The 19,600-nt window shown below is 68.7% G+C and carries 14 protein-coding genes and 4 pseudogenes; 6 read left to right on the forward strand and 12 right to left on the reverse strand.

The features are described from left to right. Nucleotides 1-82: 82 nt before the first annotated feature. Nucleotides 83-354, reverse strand: a pseudogene (locus tag N7L95_RS27235) (IS256 family transposase); the annotation flags it as partial. A gap of 525 nt (nucleotides 355-879) precedes the next feature. Here N7L95_RS27235 and N7L95_RS27240 point away from each other — a divergent pair. From N7L95_RS27240 to N7L95_RS27250, 3 genes are all read left to right on the forward strand, one after another. Beyond that, nucleotides 880-1,581 carry a hypothetical protein gene (locus tag N7L95_RS27240; RefSeq protein WP_301260777.1) on the forward strand — a complete coding sequence of 234 codons (702 nt, stop codon included), beginning with the start codon at nucleotides 880-882 and terminating at the stop codon, nucleotides 1,579-1,581. 91 nt (nucleotides 1,582-1,672) lie between these two features. Then, entirely contained in the window at nucleotides 1,673-3,655 is a 1,983-nt protein-coding gene (locus N7L95_RS27245; protein WP_301260778.1) for an IQM protein middle domain-containing protein, read from the forward strand. 4 nt (nucleotides 3,656-3,659) lie between these two features. Continuing rightward, nucleotides 3,660-3,920 (forward strand): hypothetical protein, encoded by a 261-nt coding sequence (locus N7L95_RS27250; protein WP_301260779.1) that lies wholly within the window; start codon nucleotides 3,660-3,662, stop codon nucleotides 3,918-3,920. A 285-nt stretch (nucleotides 3,921-4,205) separates the two neighbouring features. Here N7L95_RS27250 and N7L95_RS27255 read toward each other — a convergent pair whose 3' ends face one another. Next, nucleotides 4,206-5,276, reverse strand: a complete 1,071-nt coding sequence (locus tag N7L95_RS27255; RefSeq protein ID WP_301260780.1) for an IS481 family transposase — start codon at nucleotides 5,274-5,276, stop codon at nucleotides 4,206-4,208. Nucleotides 5,277-5,338: 62 nt separating this feature from the next. On the opposite strand from N7L95_RS27255, the pseudogene N7L95_RS27260 reads away from it, so the two are divergent. Next, a pseudogene (locus tag N7L95_RS27260) lies at nucleotides 5,339-5,482 on the forward strand (transposase domain-containing protein); the annotation flags it as partial. 336 nt (nucleotides 5,483-5,818) lie between these two features. On the opposite strand, the pseudogene N7L95_RS29785 reads toward N7L95_RS27260, so the two are convergent. The 7 genes and pseudogenes from N7L95_RS29785 to N7L95_RS27295 form a co-directional block, all read right to left on the reverse strand. Beyond that, nucleotides 5,819-6,013 (reverse strand): annotated as a pseudogene (locus N7L95_RS29785) (transposase); the annotation flags it as partial. 30 nt (nucleotides 6,014-6,043) lie between these two features. Next, a pseudogene (locus N7L95_RS27270) lies at nucleotides 6,044-6,773 on the reverse strand (integrase core domain-containing protein); the annotation flags it as partial. A gap of 168 nt (nucleotides 6,774-6,941) precedes the next feature. Beyond that, nucleotides 6,942-7,595, reverse strand: a complete 654-nt coding sequence (locus tag N7L95_RS27275) for a DJ-1/PfpI family protein (protein WP_301260781.1) — start codon at nucleotides 7,593-7,595, stop codon at nucleotides 6,942-6,944. Continuing rightward, nucleotides 7,592-8,626: a GlxA family transcriptional regulator gene (locus N7L95_RS27280; RefSeq protein WP_301260782.1), complete on the reverse strand. Its 1,035-nt coding sequence runs from the start codon at nucleotides 8,624-8,626 to the stop codon at nucleotides 7,592-7,594. The genes N7L95_RS27275 and N7L95_RS27280 overlap by 4 nt, the downstream gene beginning before the upstream one ends. A gap of 108 nt (nucleotides 8,627-8,734) precedes the next feature. After that, the gene (locus N7L95_RS27285; protein ID WP_301260783.1) at nucleotides 8,735-11,509 is read right to left on the reverse strand and encodes a hypothetical protein; all 2,775 of its coding nucleotides are present in this window, start codon (nucleotides 11,507-11,509) and stop codon (nucleotides 8,735-8,737) included. Continuing rightward, nucleotides 11,506-12,174 carry a peptidoglycan-binding domain-containing protein gene (locus N7L95_RS27290; RefSeq protein ID WP_301260784.1) on the reverse strand — a complete coding sequence of 223 codons (669 nt, stop codon included), beginning with the start codon at nucleotides 12,172-12,174 and terminating at the stop codon, nucleotides 11,506-11,508. The genes N7L95_RS27285 and N7L95_RS27290 overlap by 4 nt, the downstream gene beginning before the upstream one ends. 61 nt (nucleotides 12,175-12,235) lie before the next feature. Next, nucleotides 12,236-12,757: a hypothetical protein gene (locus N7L95_RS27295; protein WP_301260785.1), complete on the reverse strand. Its 522-nt coding sequence runs from the start codon at nucleotides 12,755-12,757 to the stop codon at nucleotides 12,236-12,238. A gap of 897 nt (nucleotides 12,758-13,654) precedes the next feature. Here N7L95_RS27295 and N7L95_RS27300 point away from each other — a divergent pair. Continuing rightward, nucleotides 13,655-16,459: a DUF4185 domain-containing protein gene (locus N7L95_RS27300; RefSeq protein ID WP_301260786.1), complete on the forward strand. Its 2,805-nt coding sequence runs from the start codon at nucleotides 13,655-13,657 to the stop codon at nucleotides 16,457-16,459. Nucleotides 16,460-16,634: 175 nt separating this feature from the next. After that, on the forward strand, nucleotides 16,635-17,144 hold the full coding sequence (locus N7L95_RS27305; RefSeq protein WP_301260787.1) for a hypothetical protein: 510 nt from the start codon (nucleotides 16,635-16,637) through the stop codon (nucleotides 17,142-17,144). 124 nt (nucleotides 17,145-17,268) lie between these two features. Here the strand turns inward: N7L95_RS27305 and N7L95_RS27310 are convergent, their stop codons facing one another. The 3 genes from N7L95_RS27310 to N7L95_RS27320 are packed head-to-tail and all read right to left on the reverse strand — an operon-like array spanning nucleotide 17,269 to nucleotide 19,596. Next, nucleotides 17,269-18,066 carry an aspartyl/asparaginyl beta-hydroxylase domain-containing protein gene (locus N7L95_RS27310; RefSeq protein ID WP_301260788.1) on the reverse strand — a complete coding sequence of 266 codons (798 nt, stop codon included), beginning with the start codon at nucleotides 18,064-18,066 and terminating at the stop codon, nucleotides 17,269-17,271. Continuing rightward, nucleotides 18,056-18,844, reverse strand: coding sequence for a polysaccharide pyruvyl transferase family protein (locus tag N7L95_RS27315; RefSeq protein WP_301260789.1), 789 nt, complete (start codon nucleotides 18,842-18,844; stop codon nucleotides 18,056-18,058). The genes N7L95_RS27310 and N7L95_RS27315 overlap by 11 nt, the downstream gene beginning before the upstream one ends. After that, on the reverse strand, nucleotides 18,841-19,596 hold the full coding sequence (locus N7L95_RS27320) for a hypothetical protein (protein WP_301260790.1): 756 nt from the start codon (nucleotides 19,594-19,596) through the stop codon (nucleotides 18,841-18,843). The genes N7L95_RS27315 and N7L95_RS27320 overlap by 4 nt, the downstream gene beginning before the upstream one ends. Nucleotides 19,597-19,600 lie beyond the last annotated feature (4 nt).

The raw sequence follows: 19,600 nt of genomic DNA on the forward strand, positions 1-19,600 counted from the left end.
CTGAGCGCCAGGTGGCTGGCGAGGCAGCGACTCATTGATTGCGGCTGGCCGTTGCTTCCTGCCCGGCTATCCAACGGCCGCCCCGCAACGGGCCGTCCTCGGTCTGCAGGGTCTTGGCGCCAACGCCATTGCGATGGGTCCCTGGCGTCTTCTGGCTTCGTCGCCCCGGGGCGGGTAGCGCCGGCGACGGGACGGCTCTGCGCCGAGCGCTCGCTCGATCAAGGCCTTCCTGAAGGCCATCCAGACGGCCTGGACCGCCTCGGCGCTCATGGGGCCATTGACGAACTCATCATCATCAATAAGTTTCTTGAAGATCGCCTGCAACTCCGCCGGCAGCTCCTTCTTGCTTGGTATACATGCTCCTGGTCGCCATGCTAAGCCTCACACACGGAATTGCTGACAGGCCCCGTGCCACTACATCTGTCACGGCTGTTCCTGACGGCACGCCTTGAGTTGCTTTGCCAGTGGCTTCGGGTGTCGCCGCTTTCTGGTTGGGGCGGTGCGCCGCCGGTAGCCGCGCTCGCGGCGAAACACTCGCCTCGCTTCGGCTTTTCGCGGATTGCTTCGTCTTCGAGCCGACACGCTGCAGAACCCGTCCGCACACTCGTTCGATGCGATCGCAGCGGGGCTGTGGAGGGGCTCCACGCGCTGCATGTCGCAGAATGGAGCTTCCGTATGGAGCGTGTACGCCACAACTCCGGCCGTCACCACGTCAGCACCTCGTCTTCAAGCTCTGACAGACGGCAAACCTCGGGCACCGGCCACGGCGCCTCTTCCTCTTCTTCACGCCAGCGGGTGCGCCCCGAAGGCTTGCCATCCCGAGAGTCGGCGCCTGCCGCGGCGCCGGCACAGACGGAGCCGCGGCTCATCAACCGTCGCATGGACAGCCTGGCCCGGCTGACGCATTCCTACACGGCCGAAATGGCCAACGGGGAGCGACCCAATCCGGTGGTCACCGCGGTGGGCCTGCAGCAGAACGCCACCACGAAGGACTACCGGCTGGCCATTGCGCACAACACGCAGGATGCCCAGCAATCTGCCGACGACATGGCGCGCCTGAAGATGGTGCGCGACGTGGTCATCGGCCGCACGTCCTCGGCGCAGACAGCCGCGGTGCTGGCGCCTACCAGCGGCCTGCCGCAGCGGTCGCACCAAGGCAACATGGGCGCAACCGACCGGTTGGCCAAAGACCTGCGCAAGCTGCGCTCGACCTATGAGGGCAACGACGACGAGCGCGGCGGGGCACGGCTGAACCAGGCCTTGCACAACCTGTTCGGCACGCGCGAGGCGCCCAAGCCCATCAACGCCGTCAACATGACCATGCCCACCTCGGGGCGCGGTGTCATCCACGGCGAGACGGCCTTGTTGGCGCAGAACGTGCCGAGCCCGGTGGGCGTGAGCAAGCTGTCATGCGGCGATTGCGACGACTACGCCGCCGAAGTGGGGCGCAGCAACGACTTGCGGGGCAGCCACGGCCAGCGCTTTCCGGGGTGGCAGCACCCGACCACACGCCAGGTATCGCGCAATCGAGTGATCACTGGCGCTTCGCAGTACGCCAACGACTCGGACTCCGACGCGTAAGGCGCGGCGCCGCACGGCGCCCTCATCCCGATCCAACCATCAAGTTCCGAGGGCGGCGACCGACATGCCGCCTTGGGCGAGGTGTTGCCTCATGAAGATCGACTATTCCGCTTCGGTCCCGCGTCACGTGCCACCGCCCGGCACAGGGCCGGCGGGCCGGACGGGGACGACCGGTTCTGCCAGGAGCGCCACGCCGACCGCCCCGGCCCCTGGCGCGGGCCATGACACCCCGCTGAACGCCCTGCCGCGCAGGTCGGTGCCGCCGGGCAGCGAAACTCCGTGCGAGCGCCCCCGGGTGGAACTCCCCGTGACGCCCGCGACTCGCGACGCGGCGGCGGCGACCGGCGCGTTGCGGCCGGACCGCCTCGAGTTCGACCAGAAGACGCTGAATCTCGAAGAGGGTGCCAGGTTCAAAGGCGGCGAGCGGCCCCGTCACCCTGGCGGCGAACGGTATGCGGTGCTGAGCTATGTCCAGCCGGGCACCGGCAAGGCCCCGGTGGAGGTCACCGGCCTGATGCAAGCCGGCGGCCACAAGTTCGACGTCTTCAACCACGAGACGCACGCCAAGATCGGGGAACTCGCGGTGGTCTGCACAGCCTCCGGCGGTTCTGCATCCAAGGTGGGTGTAGACCCGAAAGAGGCGACGCTGAAAGGGGGCATGCCGCGCGGCGGGCGCATCGTCATACGCGAAAGCCAGACGTCAGCCACCGGCTATCGCCTCGACAACGGGCTGCCGTGCAGCCGGGACGGCCGGCCCACCGTGCGACAGAGCCAGACCTCGGCCACCGGCTACCGCACCACCGGCGGGCTGCCGTGTGACGCCAACGGCTACGCTACCGTGCGAGAAAGCCGGGCCTCGGTCACCGGCTTCAAGACAGCCAGCGGTGTACCGTGCAATGCAGACGGGCATCCGGTGTTGAGGGAAAGCCGGTTGTCGGTGACCGGCTTCAAGAACACGCAAGGCCTGGCATGCGACGCCGACGGCCACCCGGTGATGCACACCAGCAGCAGTTCGGCGACGGGATTCCGGTTGAAAGGTGGAGCGCCGTGCGACGTAGACGGTCACCCGGTGCTGCGCGAAAGCCGGGCGTCGGTGACAGGCCTCAAGAACCTGCAGGGCATGGCCTGCGATGCCGACGGCCATGCGGTGATGCACACCAGCAGCACCTCGGTGACCGGCTTCAGGACCAGCGCCGGGCGGCCGTGTACGGCCGACGGGCACCCGGTAACGCGCGACAGCGATACATCGGCCACCAAGTTCAGGACGCTGGACGGCGTGCCGTGCGACGGCAACGGCGCGCCGGTACGCCACGAAAGCGCAAGCTCGGCGACCGGCTTCAGGTCGAGCAACGGGCTGCCATGCGACGCCGACGGCTTCGAGACCGTGATCCGCAGCAACTCCTCGGTGACCGGCTTCCGGCTCCAGAACGGCCTGGCCTGCGACGGAGACGGCCATCCCCAGGTGTTCGCCAGCGCGATCTCGCCCACCGGCTTCCAGCATCTCAACGGGGCGCCGTGCAATGCGGCCGGCAGCGCCGTGCCCGGCATCACCGCCGCCGACCTCGACAAGAACCGCCCGCAGCGACTCGATTGCCCGCCCGCGCCTGCGCACGCGCTCTATCCGAAGCGCGTGGCGATGATGGCCCAGTACAGCGGTGAAGAAACCGGCCGGGTGTGGGGAACGCAGGTTGCGTATCTCAACCGCTCTGAACGTCGCGCCACGAAACTGACGATTGATTCGAGTTCGGGCCTCATCTACGATGCGGCCGGTCAATTGTTCGACACCCGCCACGGTGGCACCGGCCTCGAAAGGGGCCATGCCATCTTCGTGATGGACCACAACGGCGAGCTGTACGCCTCGTGTGACAACGTAGTGGGCAAGTTCCACCACTCCTCCTTCCTCGCGGGCGCACCGGTGGCCGGGGCCGGCACCATGAAAGTGATCAACGGCCAGCTGCAGGAGCTCACGCGCCGCAGCGGGCACTACCGGCCCACCGAGGGCCAGCACCATCAAGTGGTCGACAACCTGCTGCGGCAGGGCGTGTCCCACTTCAACTCACGTCTGGACGTTTGAGTACATGAACGCACCCCTTTTCTTGCGCATCTCTTTGGCCCTGATGGATGAGATGGCCGACCCCTTGCAGTTCTCCGGGCTGACGCCTGAAGGACGCGAACGGTTCCAAAGCGGTTATACCGAGTCCGAGCTGGCCGGCATCCGCAGTGGCCTGGACTTCGCCTTGGAGAACCCGGCTTACGACTTTGCCTCCCTGGTGCCGGGCATCGAGTACTCGAACGCCGAGATCCTGGCATTCCTGACCAAGCTGCACCGGTCGCTCTGAGGGTTCGGCGGGGGCGTGAGCTCCCCTGTCAAGTAGACAACTCATCACTGAAGCCTGAGACATTTGCGATCCTGGACAGGAGCTGCCCGCGGCGGCAGTCCTGTCAGCGCGTCGTGAGGCGGACGCTCTGGACTGCTCCCGGTTTGGTAGACAAAACCTGAGCTCACGCCGCGGCGAGTTCCAACGCCTCGGGACTGATGCCGCCGAGATGGCTGTGGCGGCGCGACCGGTTGTAGAAGACCTCGATGTAATCTGTCCTAGAGACTTGATCTGACAGACAAGCCGTCAAGCGACGGCCGTATCGGTGTGAGGTGTCTGCTTGATCTGATCCAGCTGTTTATCGTACGCCAGCGTTGCACTCTCGATAAAGGTCTGCAGCGGCGTCTTACCGTAGCAGTACTTGCCCGAGTGCGTCCGCTCGGCGTTGTAGCTCTGCATCCACTCGTCAACGTCCACCTGCAGTTCGTCCAGCGAGTTGTACAGCTTGCGCCGGAAGGCGCTGGCGTAGAACTCGTTCTGGATGGTCTGATGGAAGCGCTCGCAGATCCCGTTGGTCTGAGGCCTCTTCGTGCGCGTGCGCGTGTGCTCGATGTTCTCCAGGTCCAGATACAGCGCGAACTCGTGCGTCTCCCGGTTGCCGCAGTACTCGCTGCCACGGTCGGTCAGGATGCGCAGCAGCGGCACCCCGTGTTCCTCGAAGAACGGCAGCACCCGGTCGTTGAGCATATCCGCCGCCGTGATCGCATGCTTGCGGTCGTAGAGTTTGACGAACGCGAGCTTGCTGTACGTGTCGATGAAGGTCTGCTGGTAGATGCGCCCTACGCCTTTGAGATTGCCCACGTAGTAGGTGTCCTGCGAGCCGAGGTAGCCCGGGTGCTCTGTCTCGATCTCGCCGTGCGCTTCCTTCTCCTGCTTGGCCTTCTCCAGCGCACGGACCTGATCCTCTGTGAGAATCACGCCCTCCTGCGCCACCTTGGCCGACAGCGCCTTCAGGCGCAGTTGGAAGGTCTGCAAGTCATGGCGCAGCCAGATCGTGCGCACGCCGGCGGGTGATACGCTGATGGCGCGCTTTCTCAACTCGTTGGCAACGCGCACCTGGCCGTATGCCGGCTGCTCCAGCGCGAAGTCGATCACCGCTCGCTCGATGATGGGGTCCGCCCGGTTCTTCAGGTTGGGCTTCTTGCGGGAGATCTCTGCGAGCGCCGTTTCTCCGCCCGTCTCGTACAGTTCCTTGAAGCGGTAGAAGCTGTCTCGGCTGAAACCCAGCACCTTGCATGCTTCTGATACGCTGCCCAGCGTCTGCGCCAGCTTCAATAGCCCGATCTTGTTGCGAATGATCTTCTCATCTTGTGTCATCTGACTTCCTTGAACGCCCTGTCGGGCAAGGGTAATGTCAGATCAAGTCGTAGCTATGACACATGGGCTTGATCCAGTCGGCTAGGCTCAACGGCATCGACCCCTGGCGCTACCTACGCGACGTCATGGAGCGGCTGCCGACTCACCCCGCTGCTCGCATCGCCGAGTTGCTGCCGCATGGCTGGACGCGACCCTCGACAGAGTGATCGACGACCGTGCTCTGGCTGGCATGTGATAGCCGGACGCGTACGGCCCAGCCGTCAATGCGCAGCCTGCTATGCAGCATTCGGTAGCCGTGGCGGCGATGCTGGCCGGCGAGCTCCTTCAACTTCTCTCGCAGGGCCGCATTGCCGTCGTCGCGGGGTCGGTAGCGCAGCGTGCTCGGGCTCATGCCCATCAGCTTCAGCGCGCCTGGCGTTCGCTCAGGCCCCGGGCCTGCAGCTGCCGCACGACCTCGCGTCGCGCCGACACGGCAACTACTTTCCCTTGAGCACCTCGCGCATCGCGTCCACTTCGAGCATCGAGTTGGCCAACAGCTTCTTCAGCTTCGTGTTCTCGGCTTCCAGCGCCTTCAGGCGTTGCGCGTCCGACACCTTCATGCCGCGGAACTTGGCTTTCCAGGCGTAGCAGCTCGGTTCACTGAAGCCGTGCTTGCGGCACAACTCCTTGACCGGCAGCCCTGCATCCGCTTCGCGCAGGAAGCCAATGATCTGCTCCTCGGTGTATCGCCTCTTCATCGCTCCGATCTCCACACGGAGGCAGCGCACGATGGCCTCGCGAGACTGCTGCAGGGTCTGGAACTGCTGCTCGTTCAGGCACTCGTCTCGGAACTTGCCGTTGAAGCTTTCGATGTAGCCGTTCTGCATGGGCCTGCCGGGCTGGATCAGGAGATGCCGTACACCATGCTGGATGGTCCAGGCGATGAAGGCACGGCTGGTGAAATCGGGTCCGTTGTCCAGTCCTGGCAGCGTGGGATAGCCCCGGAAGCGGGCCGCACGGTCCAGCAACCTTGTGACGTACTCGCCAGAGATGCCATAGTCGACTGTAATGTCGACGCACTCGTGGCTGAAGTCGTCGGCGACCGTCAGGCACTTCTGTCGCCGGCCTGCGGACCTTCTTGCGCTTGCGCTTGCGCACCGCCAGGCCGGCCGACGCGTAGAGACGCCATACCCGCTTGTGATTCACGCCGTGGAACTCCGGACGCAGCAGCTCGTGGATGCGGCGGTAGCCGAACCGGCACCGCTGGTGCGCGACTTCGCCAATGGGCGCAGCCAGCGCCTGCGTCCGCGCATCGACTTGCGGCGGGTGCGGGTAGGCTGTCGCCGGAGAGCCCCACGAGACGACACGCGCGGCGCTGCGACAGTGGGTGCTCTTGAACCATCCTGCGGACCGCCTCGCGATTGGCCCGTGGGGCTAACGCTTTACCCCGAGCACGCTCTTGAGCGCATGCATGTCCAGATGGGCCTCAGCCAGCAGCTTCTTGAGCTTGGCGTTCTCGGTACCGGGATGTGGGACTGGCTGGACTTGATGCAGCACACAGCGGAATGGGGCCGCGAGAGCGCGGGGCCGGTGGGCGGGTTCGCCGGCTCGCCTCCCTCACGGGCCTGCCCGCCCGCGCCTGGCGCGTCGCACGGGTGCGGCGCTGCGGCCGCAGCGATGCACGGCTCAGGCCGGTGCCGGTGCCCAGTCATACTGCATCTGCCGTGCCGTCGCACGTGCCAGGTCCTCGCCGAGGATGCGGCCCACCAGGTGCAGGCTCATCACGATACCGGCCGAGATACCGGCGGAGGTCAGCAGCGCTCCCTCGTCGACGAAGGGCACCGAGTCGATGACGTTCAGTGCCGGGAAGCCGGCACGCAGGTCGTCCACGTCTTCCCAGTGGGTGGTGACGGTGCGGCCGTCGAGCAGGCCCAGCCTGGCGAGGATGAAAGCGCCGGTGCAGACCGAGGCGGTCACGGTGGCCGCTGCGGCGGCCGTGCCCACCCACTGCAGCGTCGTGCTGTCGTTCAGCGGCTGCGTGACCACACCGCCCGGCACGATCAGCAGGTCAAAGCGCGGCGCGTTCTCGAAGCCGTAGCGTGGCAGCACCTGAAGACCATGGCGTGCCACCACCGGGCCGGTGCCGGCCGCCACCGTGGCCACCTCGAACACCGGCGCCGCTTGCGGACGACGGCGCCGCGCCAGTCGGGTCGCCACCGAGAACACCTCAAATGGCCCGGCGAAGTCCAGCACTTCGACCTCGGGGAACAACAGGATGCCAATCTGCAGGCTGCGGCCGGTTTCCAGGACGGCGGCCAGGGTGGCGTCAGGGGAAGTCATGCATCAGCTCCGGAAGCAAGGGGATGGGGCACAGCGCCCACGGTGGAAGAAAAACGTTGGCGCCATTCGCCTGGCGAGACGCCGAGACGGCGCAGGAAGACCCGGCGCATGACATCGCCGCTCCTGAAGCCGCAGCGCCCGGCGACCGCCTCGATCGAGGCGCCCGGTTGCTGCAGCTCGCGCTGCGCCCGCTGCAGCCGGGCGCGCTCGACGAATTCACCGGGGCTCATGCCGGTCTCGCGGCGAAAGACGCGGGCGAAGTGGCGGGGGCTGATGCAGGCCCGCCCGGCCAGCACCTCCACCGAGAGGTCGGCCTCGGGATGGGCCAGGGCCCATTGCAGCACCGCCTGCACACCCGCTTCGCCGGCGCGCTGCGCCTCCAGCTCTGCGCTGAACTGCGATTGCCCGCCGGGGCGCTTGAGGAACATCACCATCTCCTGGGCGGTGCGCAGCGCGAGTGCGCGGCCGTGGTCCTGCTCGATCATCGCCAGTGCGAGGTCGATGCCGGCCGTCACGCCGGCCGAGGTCCATACCCCGCCGTCCTCGATGAACAGCGGGTCGCTTTCCACCCGCACTGCGGGATAGCGCTTGGCGAGGCGCGCAGTCCAGTTCCAATGGGTGGTGGCCCGCCGCCCGTCCAGCAGGCCGGCCTCGCCCAGTAGCATCGCACCGCTGCAGATGGAGCCGATGCGGCGCACCCGGGGCGCCATGGCCGCCAGCCAGTGCACCAGCGGCCCCCGCTCGCAGGCGGCGGCCACGCCGCTGCCGCCGGCCACCAGCAGGGTGTCGATCGGCCCGGCATCGGCCAGGCCGCGCTCGGCGACCAGGGCCAGGCCCGACGAAGCCCGCAGCAGCCCGGGCTGTTCGGCCAGCACCTCCACCCGGTAGCCCACGCCGCCGAGCAGCGCCGCGTTCGAGAACGCTTCCAGCGGGCCCACCGCATCCAGCAGCTCCATGCCGGGGTAGGCCAGCATGGCGATGGTGCGCCGCTTGCGGGCGGCAGGGTCGGATGGGGTGTGGAAGTTCGTCATGCCGCTATCGTGCGGCGGCTGTCACTTGTCCGCAAGGACTTTGATCCGACGATTTCTGCCACGGTGGCCGGCCGCGGCTGCGTCATCACGGCGGCGGCCGGGCGGGCGTCAGGGCAACAGGTCGACCTCGACCAGCACCGGCAGGTGGTCGCTGACGATGCCGGTGTAGGCGGCCCATAGCCTGACCTCGGCGTCCTGTTCCAGCTTGTTCAGGGCGGTGACCAGCTCACCGAGGTCACGCAGGCGCTGCTCGATCGGCCGCTGGCGGCGGCCCCTTGGGGCACGGACCGAGGTGGACGGCGTGTCCTCGCCGTCGGTGTCGTCGATGTCGTTCAGGTCGCCCAGGTCGCCCAGGTCGTCGGGGACGTCCGGCAGCTCGTCGTCATCGACGGCAATGTCCATGGCGCTGGGTGAAACGGCTGCCGTGGCAGCCTTGCGGCGGGTGGCGGGCCGCGCTTGCGGCTTGGCCTTGGCCTGCCTCCTGGCCTTTGCCTTGTCGGCCTTCTGCTGCTTGATGAGCGCGTCGGCATACGCCGTCAGTTCCTTGAGCACCGGCGGCAGATGGTGAAGCACCTGGCTTGCCGGCGAAGGGGCAAGACCGCTGAAGAACGAAGCGGCCAGGCTCGATGCGAACCAGGACTGGCGCCGCCATAGCTCGTCGACCACCGCCTTGCGATGCTGGCGCAGCAGCCAGTCGGCATACGGGATGCGGGCGGCGTGCGACTGCAGCCAGGCCTCGCCGTCCGCCAGGGCCGACCTGATCAGGTGAACCACCCCCGTGTAGGTGCGCACGATCTGCTCGACCAGCACGACTTGCAGCTCGATGGTCTCGGAACCGGTGGCGGTTGCCACGGTGATCTGTTCCTTCAGCAATTCGTTCGTGAAGAAGGTGAAGGCGCTGCAGACCACCGCGCTACGCACCTTCGCACCGCCGTCGAGGAAATCGAAGGGCTGGTACACCGCATCGTAGGGCGCCGAGAACCTGGCTTCACCCTTGGCGATGCTGAGTGCCCGCTTGAGGGTGGTTTCCGGGTGGGAGCCATCGCTGCGGCAGCGGCGCAGATAGCCGGCCGCCCCCATGTCCACCAGGTGCTTCACCCGCAGGGTGGTACGACGATCACGCGCCGGTGTCTTCCGCTTGCTGCCGCCTTCCTCCTGCACGAAGGGCGCGGTGATGTTGAAGTCGCCGACGATCAGGGGGGCCGGCTCGTGGCCGGCCAACAGGCGGGCTTCGTCTTCGACCGTGAGCAGCCGCGCCAGCACGTCGCTCTCGACCTTGTAGGCCGGGTCCATCGCCTTGATTTCCTTGGAGCCGGAATAGCGGTTGTGGTGCAGTGCAAAAGGCACCGACAGGTGCGCCGCGACAGGAAAGCTGATCTTCATCGCCGATCGACCGGCCAGGACATGGCCCGGCGTCTGCGAGACCAGCAAGTCCCGGTTCCTGCCGCCGTGGAGCACGCCATACAACCCTTGGGTGTTGTAGCCCAGGTCCTCGAAAGGCGCGCCGAAGAAGGCCTGCAGGTGCGATGGCGAATACGGCCGATACGCCACGCCGTAGGTTTCGGCATGCGGCTTGGGCACCAGGCCCAGGCGGATCAGGCCGTACACCAGCAGCTCGCCGTCACTGGCGGTGAAGACCGCGCCGTTGTCCTGATCGTGTGCCTGCAGCGTCACGGCCTGCCGGGATCCCAGGAGCAGGCTCAGGGCGACCAGGTCTCCTGGTTCGCCCGCGCTGTTGAGCCACAGGCACTGCTGCGAAGGCAACAGGTGTCCCGGCTGGCCCGGCGACGATGCGGGCAGGACGTCGCCTTCCCCCACGGAGCCGAGCCGCCGGTGCAGCAACCAGGCCAGCAGCGTCCACTGGACCACCTGCGCCACGCCGGCCGCTGGCGACGGGTGAATCCAGCCGTCCTGGAGTTGCCGCGCGGCAAGGATGGCTTCACGCACCCGGCCCAGCTCGGTCTCCGGCGCGGACAGGAACTGCTCGGGCGATTGGATGGACTCGACCAGGACCTCCCGGACCAGGCTCAGGTGTTCCTCCTGCCAGGCCGGCGGCTGCGCCCCCTCGAGGTGGCGGTCGCACCACAACGCGAGGATGACGAGCGCCTTCTCCGGATCATCGAGCACGAGCGCGGGCTGGCTGAGGGTGTTCAGGCAGTCGGAGGCCTGCCACAGCAGTTGCAGCCCTCCTTGCAGCGCCGGTCCGTCAAGGACTGGAAAGCCGCTCGGGCAGATGCGATAACCCTCGCCCACCAGCATCAGGGCCCGCAAGGTCTCGACATCGGCATCGAACAGCCGGGGCGGCACCTGCTGCGGCAGCTCGGACAGCCCGTGTGTGGCGGGGCTGACCAGCGGTTCCACGCTGCGCCGACCGGACTCCCCACAGTCGACCTCTTTCTGGTGCCAGCGCGCTGCCAGCCGCGTCATCACCTGGCCGACGTCGGCCCCGGTTTCCATGATCAGCAGCGCATCGATGCCCAGCCGGAAGGCGCAGTCGGCGGCGATGGCCATGCGGGCCTGGTTGCGCCGGGAGTCGATGGGCTGTGTGCCGGCCGGCCGGGGATCGTGGGTGAAATTCTCCAGGTTCCACACCAGCGCACGGAAGTAGCGCGGCATCGGCGTCTGCACCACGTTGTCCAGCGTGGGAGCCACGGCCGTTGTCTGGGATGGCTGAGGAACCCGCGGTAGCTGCAGCTGCTGCTTCAGTCGGTCCCGGCGGGGGCAGACGCTCGGGTGTGTCTGGGAGGGCGGCTGGCTCAAGGCAAGTACGTCGAGCGACGCCAACATCTGCAGCGCCGCGTCCGGCGAGGCGGGGCAGTCGCACAGCTCCATTGGCTGGCCGCCCGTCTGGAAGGCCGAATGATGCGGGCCGGGGCGGGTCATGGCGCCAGCCCCTGTGTCGCGATGTGCTGCGCCAGCTGGTTGAGCTGCTGGTGATGGGCGTCCAGCGCATCGCGGGTGCGCTCATCCAGCTCCCCGGTACAGGGCAGCTCCATCAGGCGTTGGAAGCGCGCCAGTGCGAGGCGGGTGGCCTGTCCCAGCTCGCCGGCGTCGCCCGCGCAGGGAAAACCCAGGTTGCTGAGGCGGTGCTGCACGCCGGCCAGGGTGGATTTCGGGTCCAGCCCGCCGAAGACGAGTGCCAGTTCCACCTCGTCGAGCTGCAGGGTGCCTCGTTGCGCAGTCGTGGGCAGGTGGTGCCGCAGCACGCCATCGGCGTCGGTCGTGCCTTCCAGCAGCCGGCCGTCGACCACCAGTCGGTATGGTCGTTGCCGGCGCGGCTCGCCCCAGGCGTCGAGCAGCTGGAGCGTGAAGTGCATCGGCACCCCGCGGCGGCGGAAGCGGTGCCGCCGGTCCGTCGCGGCCGCCACCGTCTTGGGCGTGCGTTCGGGCACCGTCAGGACATCGCCTGGGTTCAGCACATCCATGTGCTCGCGCCGCTTGCGCAGCTCGGCATTGGCGGGATGGGACCACAGGGTCTCGGGCGCGAAGCCGGTGGCGCCGGCAATGCGCACGACGCTGTCGCCTTCGGAGATGGTCACGGTGCTCATCGGAATCGCCTCCTGCACAGGGGAGCGGGATCGGGTGGGTACGGCAGCGCAGCGGTGCGCTTCAGCGCACGGCGGCCGATGTGGCGGCCGGCGGCGGGCGGCTTCTTGCGAAATCCCAGGCGTCCTGGTCGAGTGCCGGAAAGGAGACGCGGCACATGCCCGCCGTCGGGAGGTGGTCTACCCGGGCTCGGCCGTCGCGGTCGAGGTGGCCGCGGACCTGCTCGCCGGCCGGCGTGGTGATGCAGTACTCCTCGCCGGGAATCGGCAGGTCGTCCTCGCCGACGAGTTCGATCTCGATCCAGTGCTGGGCCGGCCCACCGTGGTCTTCATGAAGGCGGCTGCCGAGCAGCCCGGAAGGCGTCAGCGCGCTGGACGAACGAACCGGCGCCACCGTCGGTGCAGCCCGCGGGATCGCGCGTATCACCCGCAACGGCGGCTCGAGCAGGCACAGCCCGCCGCAAGCGACCTGCCATGCGGCCTTGGCGAGGATCTCTTGGTCCGGCAGCCCGTGCACCGGCTGCCCTGCTTCATGAAGCAGGGCACGCAAGGCCAGCATGTCCTCGGGGTGCGCCTTGCAGGGCATCAGGCGGCTGAGCGCGTCCTCCAGGTTCCCGGGGCTGATGCAGTGCCATGGGCGGGGGCCAGGCGCCGGGCCCGGTGGGGTGTCGGGGCGTCGCGGGCAAGGCCCTGCCGTACCCGGGCAGCGACGAATTTCGACCTGGAGCGAAGCAAACCGCAAGCTCTGCATGGCGCCTCCATCAAGCACGACGCATCGTCGCTGCACACCGCCGAGCGATGCCACTCGCCTCACCTCGACGCGGGCCAACACCGGCATGCCGGCAGCCAGGCCGTTGTGGCCCTCGGACACAGCCACGAGGCGACGCAAGCGCCAGCTGTGGATGGCCAGGAGCTGGATGCGTTCGTATTGCGCCGATGATTCTGTGAGGGCGTGTGGCGCGAGGCAACACTCGTTCTAGGGGTCGGCCGCAATGCACGCGCCTGGCGCCATGCGGGGGTCGGACGCCGGCCGTTCACCGGCTCGATGCTTCAGCTGTGATGGGCACGGTGCACAGCTTCAGTGGCCGTTCCCGGCCACGCCTCGACCGGCGCTTGGTGCTGCCGGCGGCCACCGCGCTCGAGCCCGGGGGCGTCAGCCGCGATGTCTTGCGCAAGGCCTGGATGGGGCGACCGGTCGTCACTGCTGCGGGCGCCAGGCCCGCCGGGCGGCATCGGCACTGACAGTCAGCGCGACAACAGCGCGCCCCAACATGGCGGCGAGGCCGCGTGGCCTGGCCTTGCAGTGAGGTACATGCCAGGCGCGGGCTCCTCCATCTTGAGGACGCGCATCCCCAGCGGGGTGGGGACGGGAACCGGGCAGGCGCCCTAAAAAGGTCGGCGTGAATTCAAGAAGGCCCGCCCCATGCCCAGCTCCAATCCCAGAATCCTCGCCCCGGTATCGGCTTGCACGCAGGAACTGCGCGTGCAAGGCCAGCGAACGGGGGCGCTTGTCGAGATCTTCGCCTCACCCAACAACATCTACGAGACCGTCTTCAGCGGACGGGCGGGCGGCCCCGACGAGGTGGTTGCCCTACGGCGCCCCCTCAGGGCGGGCGAGACCGTCTTTGCAACGCAGGCGCTGCCGGGCGAGGCGGCCGGCAGCTTCGCGCCGACCGAGACGGTACAGCCCGAGCCGGACCCGGCCGAACTTGGCCCCATCATGGCCGACAGCCACCTCCACTGGTATGCCAGTTGTGCTGCCTTCGGCAACGGCCTGCCGGGCGCCCGGGTGAGCATCGACGTGGCCGGGCCGGTGCGCCTCGGCGAGGCCACGGTGGATGCAGCCAGCGGACGGGCCCGTGTCGGCTTCGCCGAGCCGCTGCAGGGCGACATGGAGGCCACGGCAGTGCAGGCGCTCTGCGGACGCAGCGGGCCCGTCCTGGCACTGCCGTCCCCCGACCTTCCCTATACCGTGCCGGACGCCACCGGCGGGCTGCGGCTGCGGCCTCCCGTCATCCAGGGCCCGCTGCACGATTGTGAGCGAGCCGTGCGGGTGGAGGGTGTCTCGGAGGGCGCGCTGGTGCGGCTCTATCGCGATGGCGAGCACCGCGCCACCGCTTGCTTCGACAGCTCCGGGCTGTGGTATCGCATCGAGCAGCCCTTGAAGCAAGGTGAAAGGATTCATGTCGATCAGTACTTTCCGGGCCGCGAGCTGTCCAGCCCGCCCTCGGCCACCCTGCCGGTGCTGCCCGCATCGGCGGTGCCTGCGCCGGTGCTGGTGGGGCCGGCCTGCAAGGGGTCGACCGCCGTCAGGCTGAGCGGCCTTCGCTATGGCGCCACGGTGCGCGTGGTACAGGCCGGCAAGAACCGCCTCTTCCAGCACGCCAGCCCGGTTGCAGAAGTCGAAGCCTGGGACGCCACCTGCGACATCCCGCTGATCGAGCCGCTCGACCCGGTGCGTGGCACGCATCTGCTGGCCATCCAGAGCTTGTGTGGCCATGACAGCCCGGTCTCCGCCGCGCTGAAGATCCACCGGCTGACGCAGGTCCTGCCGCCGCCGAAGCTGCAGGCACCGCTGTATGAGTGCGGTCGCGCCGTGCGGGTGAGCGGGGTCCACCGTGGCGCCCGCCTCGAGGTGGAGATGAGTTGTGCCGCCGCGCCTGGCTGGCGCCTGCTCGCCGCCCAGCTGGTGTACTCGACCTCGGCGGACATCGGCGTGGCGCCCGCGCTGCGGGCCGGGCAGCAAGTGCGCGTCCGCCAGGTCGGCTGCGGGCAGACGGCGCTGTCGGCCGTCGAGAACGTGGCAGCACTGCCCGACCTGCCCGGTCCCCGGGTGCAGGACTGTGGCGACCACTTGCACCTGACGCAGGTCGTGCCAGGCGCGCGCGTGGAGGTGTATGTGAACGCGCATTTCTTCAAGGACGTGCGCAGCGGTGCGTCCGAGGCCTTCATCGACCTCGATGCGCCGCTGCCGGATGGCGTGAAGCTGACGGCGCGGCAGCTGATGTGCGGGCGCGTCTCCGGTTTCGGCCCCGAGCTGGTGGTGCGCTCGGATGTGGTCAAGCGGCAGGTCGAATGGGTTCGCACCGAGCGGGTCTGCCACTGGAGCGGGCCGGGGAGTTCGAGCGATTCGGCCGCGGCGGGCATCCTCGGTACCGACCTTGGCATCGTGCTGGACCACGACAGCGGCGACGGCGGGCTCTACCTCTTCCTGGGCGACACCCACATCGATGAGGACGTGGTCGACGATTTCCCCGAGAACGGAGACGCCATCGCCTTCCTGGCCAGGGTGCCGCAAGGCGGGCCGCCCTTCCTGCGCTATGTCCACGATATCGATGACGGCGAGCCTCGACCGCGGGTGTTCGGCATCCACAACGTTCGGCAGCAGGAGTTCGAGGTGCCCACCGGCGCTTTCAGCCATGCCGGGAAGATGTACGTCTTCGCCTCGACGGATCATTTCACCGACGAACCGAAGACGGCCGGACTCGGCAAGGACCCGCACTTCATGGGGCGCTCGGTGCTGGCCAGCTCCGCCGACGTCCGCACCCTGTTCCAGGTGGTGCCCGGGCATGGCGACATCTCCAACGCCAGCCGCGATGCGCAGGGCGAATTCAAGTTCATCAACATCGCCGCCGCCAAGATCGACAACGACCGCTGGCTGCCGAACCTGCCCGCCAATGCCGAGCCGGGCGGACAGGGGCTGATATTGATGGGCTCCGGCCGCTACCGTGAGAGCCAGCCGGTCCTTGCCTACGTGCCGCTGCCCCCGGGCAAGGACCCGGCCTTCGACTCCTGGCGCTACCTGGCGGGCCGCGGCCATCGGGTACCGGGGGCCGGGCCCTGCGGCGTGCCGTTCTGGGTACAGGACCAGGCCCGCGCCGTGCCGTTGTGGGACGACTCGGCACATGCACTGGGCAACAAGGGGGTGGTTGGGGAGTTGTCCCTGGCGTATGTGGAGGCGCTCGGCCTGTGGATCGCGCTCTATGGCGGCGTGGTGGCGCGCACGGCGGAGCAGCCCTGGGGCCCCTGGTCGGAACCCGTGCCCCTGTTCGACCGGGCGCGGGACCACGACGGCCTCGACGAAGGCGCGCGCTTCATCCACCCGGACGGCGGCACCTACGGGCCTTACATCATCCCCCGCTTCACCGAGTACGACCCCCTGACGCGCCGGGTGGTGGTCTACTATGTGATGTCGACCTGGAACCCCTACCAGATCGTGCTCATGCGCTCGGAGCTGGCGCCGCGTTGTGAATACGAGCCGCGCTTGCGCTGCCCCGGACCTGGCTGAAACGCGGCCGCCGTGCTGCCGCGGCTGGCCCCGGCGTGCGGCGCACAGCCGCCTGGCCGGACGGCGCGACCGGCTGCCACCACCCCCTGACCCGGGCCTTGCCCGCTGGCCGGCGGCATGGCATCTTCCGACCCAGGTGGCCGTCGTCCCCGGCCCTGCAACAGATCCTGAAGACATGCCAGATATAGGAAAGATCGTCGCCGAACTGGAAGAAGTGAGCCGTTCCGCACGTGAGATTGCCAGCCTGCTCGCCACCCTGGATCTGCTGTGCGCCCAGATGGTCGGCCTGGCCCGCCAGGGTGTGCAGGAGCCGCCCGCGGCCGCGGGCGCAGTGCAATCGCTCCTGCCCCTGGCCCGCGCTGCGCACACGCTCACCGCGGTGGGCTGGGGCCGCGCCAGCGTGTGTGGTGACCGGCTCGACGCGCTGGCCGCCGAACCGCTGGGCACCGCCTTGCCGCCCGAGCAACTCGACCAGCTGTCGAACAAGCTGCGCCATGCCGGTGCCGATGCGCGCGCCACCTGCTCCACACTGGAAGTCGCTGGCCAGGCGCTGGAGCGCGCCATCGGCCTGCTGGAGTGCCGCGCCGGCAACGACGAAGCCGCCTGGCAGGCCAGCCGCGAGATTTTCGAAGGCGTGATGTCGCGCCTCGGCGCACGTCCGCGCGGGTCCTCGGGCAACGCCTGAGCCACCAAAGGCCAGCGAGTGCTTGCACCGTTCGCGGTGGAACGCCCGCGGTGCCGGGGCCACGCCCTGCGCGCGCTCGCCAGGGCCCGTCGAGGCGGTACGCCCGGCGGCAGCCCGCTCCCGCTCACTGCACCGGGCTGAAGGCCACCTGCTGCGCCTCCATCGGCGTGACCCGGGGGGCCAGTCGCGCATAAGCACCGACGGTGACGCGGCCCAGCACGCGCACCGGGCGGGCCGCCTCCGGAAGGCGTTGCAGCCCGTCGGGCGCCGGCGCATTGCCGAACATCTGTGCGAAGGCGGCTGCTGTGAGCAACTGGTCCCACACCAGGTGAACACGGGGCATGTCGCCCGGGTTGTCGGCCCCATGCACGCAGCCCTGGTTGAAGTAGTAGAGCGTGCGCGGCGAGAAGCGGTACAGCGCACCTGCCAGCATCATGCGGGCACCGCGGGAGGTGCGCAGCGGCAAATGGAAGCGGGCGCGCACGGCCGGCGTGCCGGCCTGGCTGATGAACAGGCTGTGCTCCTCATGCGGCGCCAGCCCCGCGCCCGGACCCAGCCAGTTGACCCGGAAGTTGATGGCCTGCTGGAAGCTACCCACAAAGGCCGCCAGGCGCGGATAGCGCTGGGCATGGTGAAAGGCCTTGCCGCGGCAGGAGAGATCGTGGTCTTCGCTGAAGTCGGCGAAATCGCCGCTGCGGTTCCAGAGGCTGAACTGCCGCACTGCGCCGCTCGGCCGCGTCCAGTGCGTGACATGCTCGCGTTCCTGCACGTCTGAACTGGGCTCGGCCTCGCAGAGCCGGTCCACCTCCTCTCGCAGGGCCAGGCCGAGCGCCCGCTCCAGCCGGAACAGGCGCAGGCAGCTCACCCCGCCGCGGTGAGCATCGGCATCGCGAATGCCGGACAGCAAGGCTTCAGCGTTCATGGTCGAGCAGCGGGCAGCTGCGCCACAAGGCATCGTCTTCGATGCGGCCGGGGCACCAGGCCTGGCGGGCCAGCTGGGCCAGTGGCAGCACCCGGTCCTGCAGGCACAGGGGCAGCGCGGCGGGGCTGGGCTGGCCAAGCGCCTCGTAGTGGTCGGCGAACTTGCTGCCGTCGCCGGAGGGCAGCTCCCACAGGCGCACCCACAGCGCCGGTATGCCATAGGCATGGGCCACGATCAGCCCATGCAACGAGGAAGACATGAGCCACTCGCAGGCCACCACCTGGTCGACCACTGACTCGATGTCCTGCTGGATGTCGATCAGCCGCAGGCCGTGACGCGCCACCGCTGCGGTGTCGAGCCTGGCCCGGTCGGCAAAGTGCGGCACCAGGCCGATGCCGCGCCGCTGGACAGCGGGCGGCGTGTACAGCCGCGGCAGCAGCAGGCCCGGATCGCCCAGCACTGCCGGGCAGTCAGCGCCGCAGGCGAGTGCGCGTTGGCGGGTGCGTGGCCCGCGCACGGCGAGCCAGCGGGCGCCGGGTGCCAGGGGCTCGTCGCGCTGCATGATGCCGCAGCCCCACACCGTGTCGCCGGGACCCGCCAGCCCGGCGATGCTGCCCGTCACGAACAGCTTGGGTGCCGGGTGGTCATGCATGGCGAAACGCGGATAGTGGCCGGTCAGGCGCCGGATCAGCCAGGGCGTGAGGGCGTCACCGAAATTGGGCCGGCTCGGGATGCGGCACCAGAACGCGGTGGGCGGCAGCGGGGCGAGCGCGCTCATGGCGCCGCCTCGGCATCCGCAGCCGCGTGAGCCTCGGCGGCCGACAGGGCCGCCTCGATCTGCCGCCTCAGGGCAGGCGCCAGGCCGCCCCAGCTCCAGTGCCAGTCGCAATGCGGGGCCGGTGCGCCGGCGGCGCCCGCCGACCGGAAATCGAAGTGTGCGGCGTGATGCCGGTGCGCGTAGCCGCCCAGTGCATTGAACTCCGAAAACCCGCGCGGCGGCTGGCTGTTGACGTAGCGCTCGATCGGCATGCCGTGCACCCGCAGGCAATGCTCTCGCAGCAAGGGGTAGAGCCAGCGGGGATAGACAAAGGGCGGCTGCTGCATGAAGTCGAGCACCGGCGGGGTGCCGAGGAAGGCTGCCGTGGCGGCTTGCCATGGATAGTGCCGGCCCAGCTCGGCCACCGGGCGCGTGAGCACCGTGGGCCGGCCGCCGGGCGCAAGGTCTTGCGGCCGGGTGCAGCGAGTGAAGATGCAGTCGGCGTCCACATGCACGATGAGATCGGCTTGCACATGCAGGTCGGCCTGGAGCTTGGTGGCCTGCTGGCCGAGGTAGTCGTCGCGCTGGTCGGGCACCACCACCAGGCGGACGTGGTGTGGCAGGGGGCAGCGGGGCAGCCAGGCCAGGCTGGAGCGTGGCAGCGCGACGACGGTTTCACTGAAGCCGCGGCAATGGCAGGCGATGGAGCGCAGGCACAGCTGCAGCCAGTCCAGGTCCTTCCAGTAGCTGCGGATGAAGAGCGCGCTGTCCATCGCC

The organism is Eleftheria terrae (assembly GCF_030419005.1).
Taxonomy (GTDB): Bacteria; Pseudomonadota; Gammaproteobacteria; order Burkholderiales; family Burkholderiaceae_C; genus Caldimonas; species Caldimonas terrae.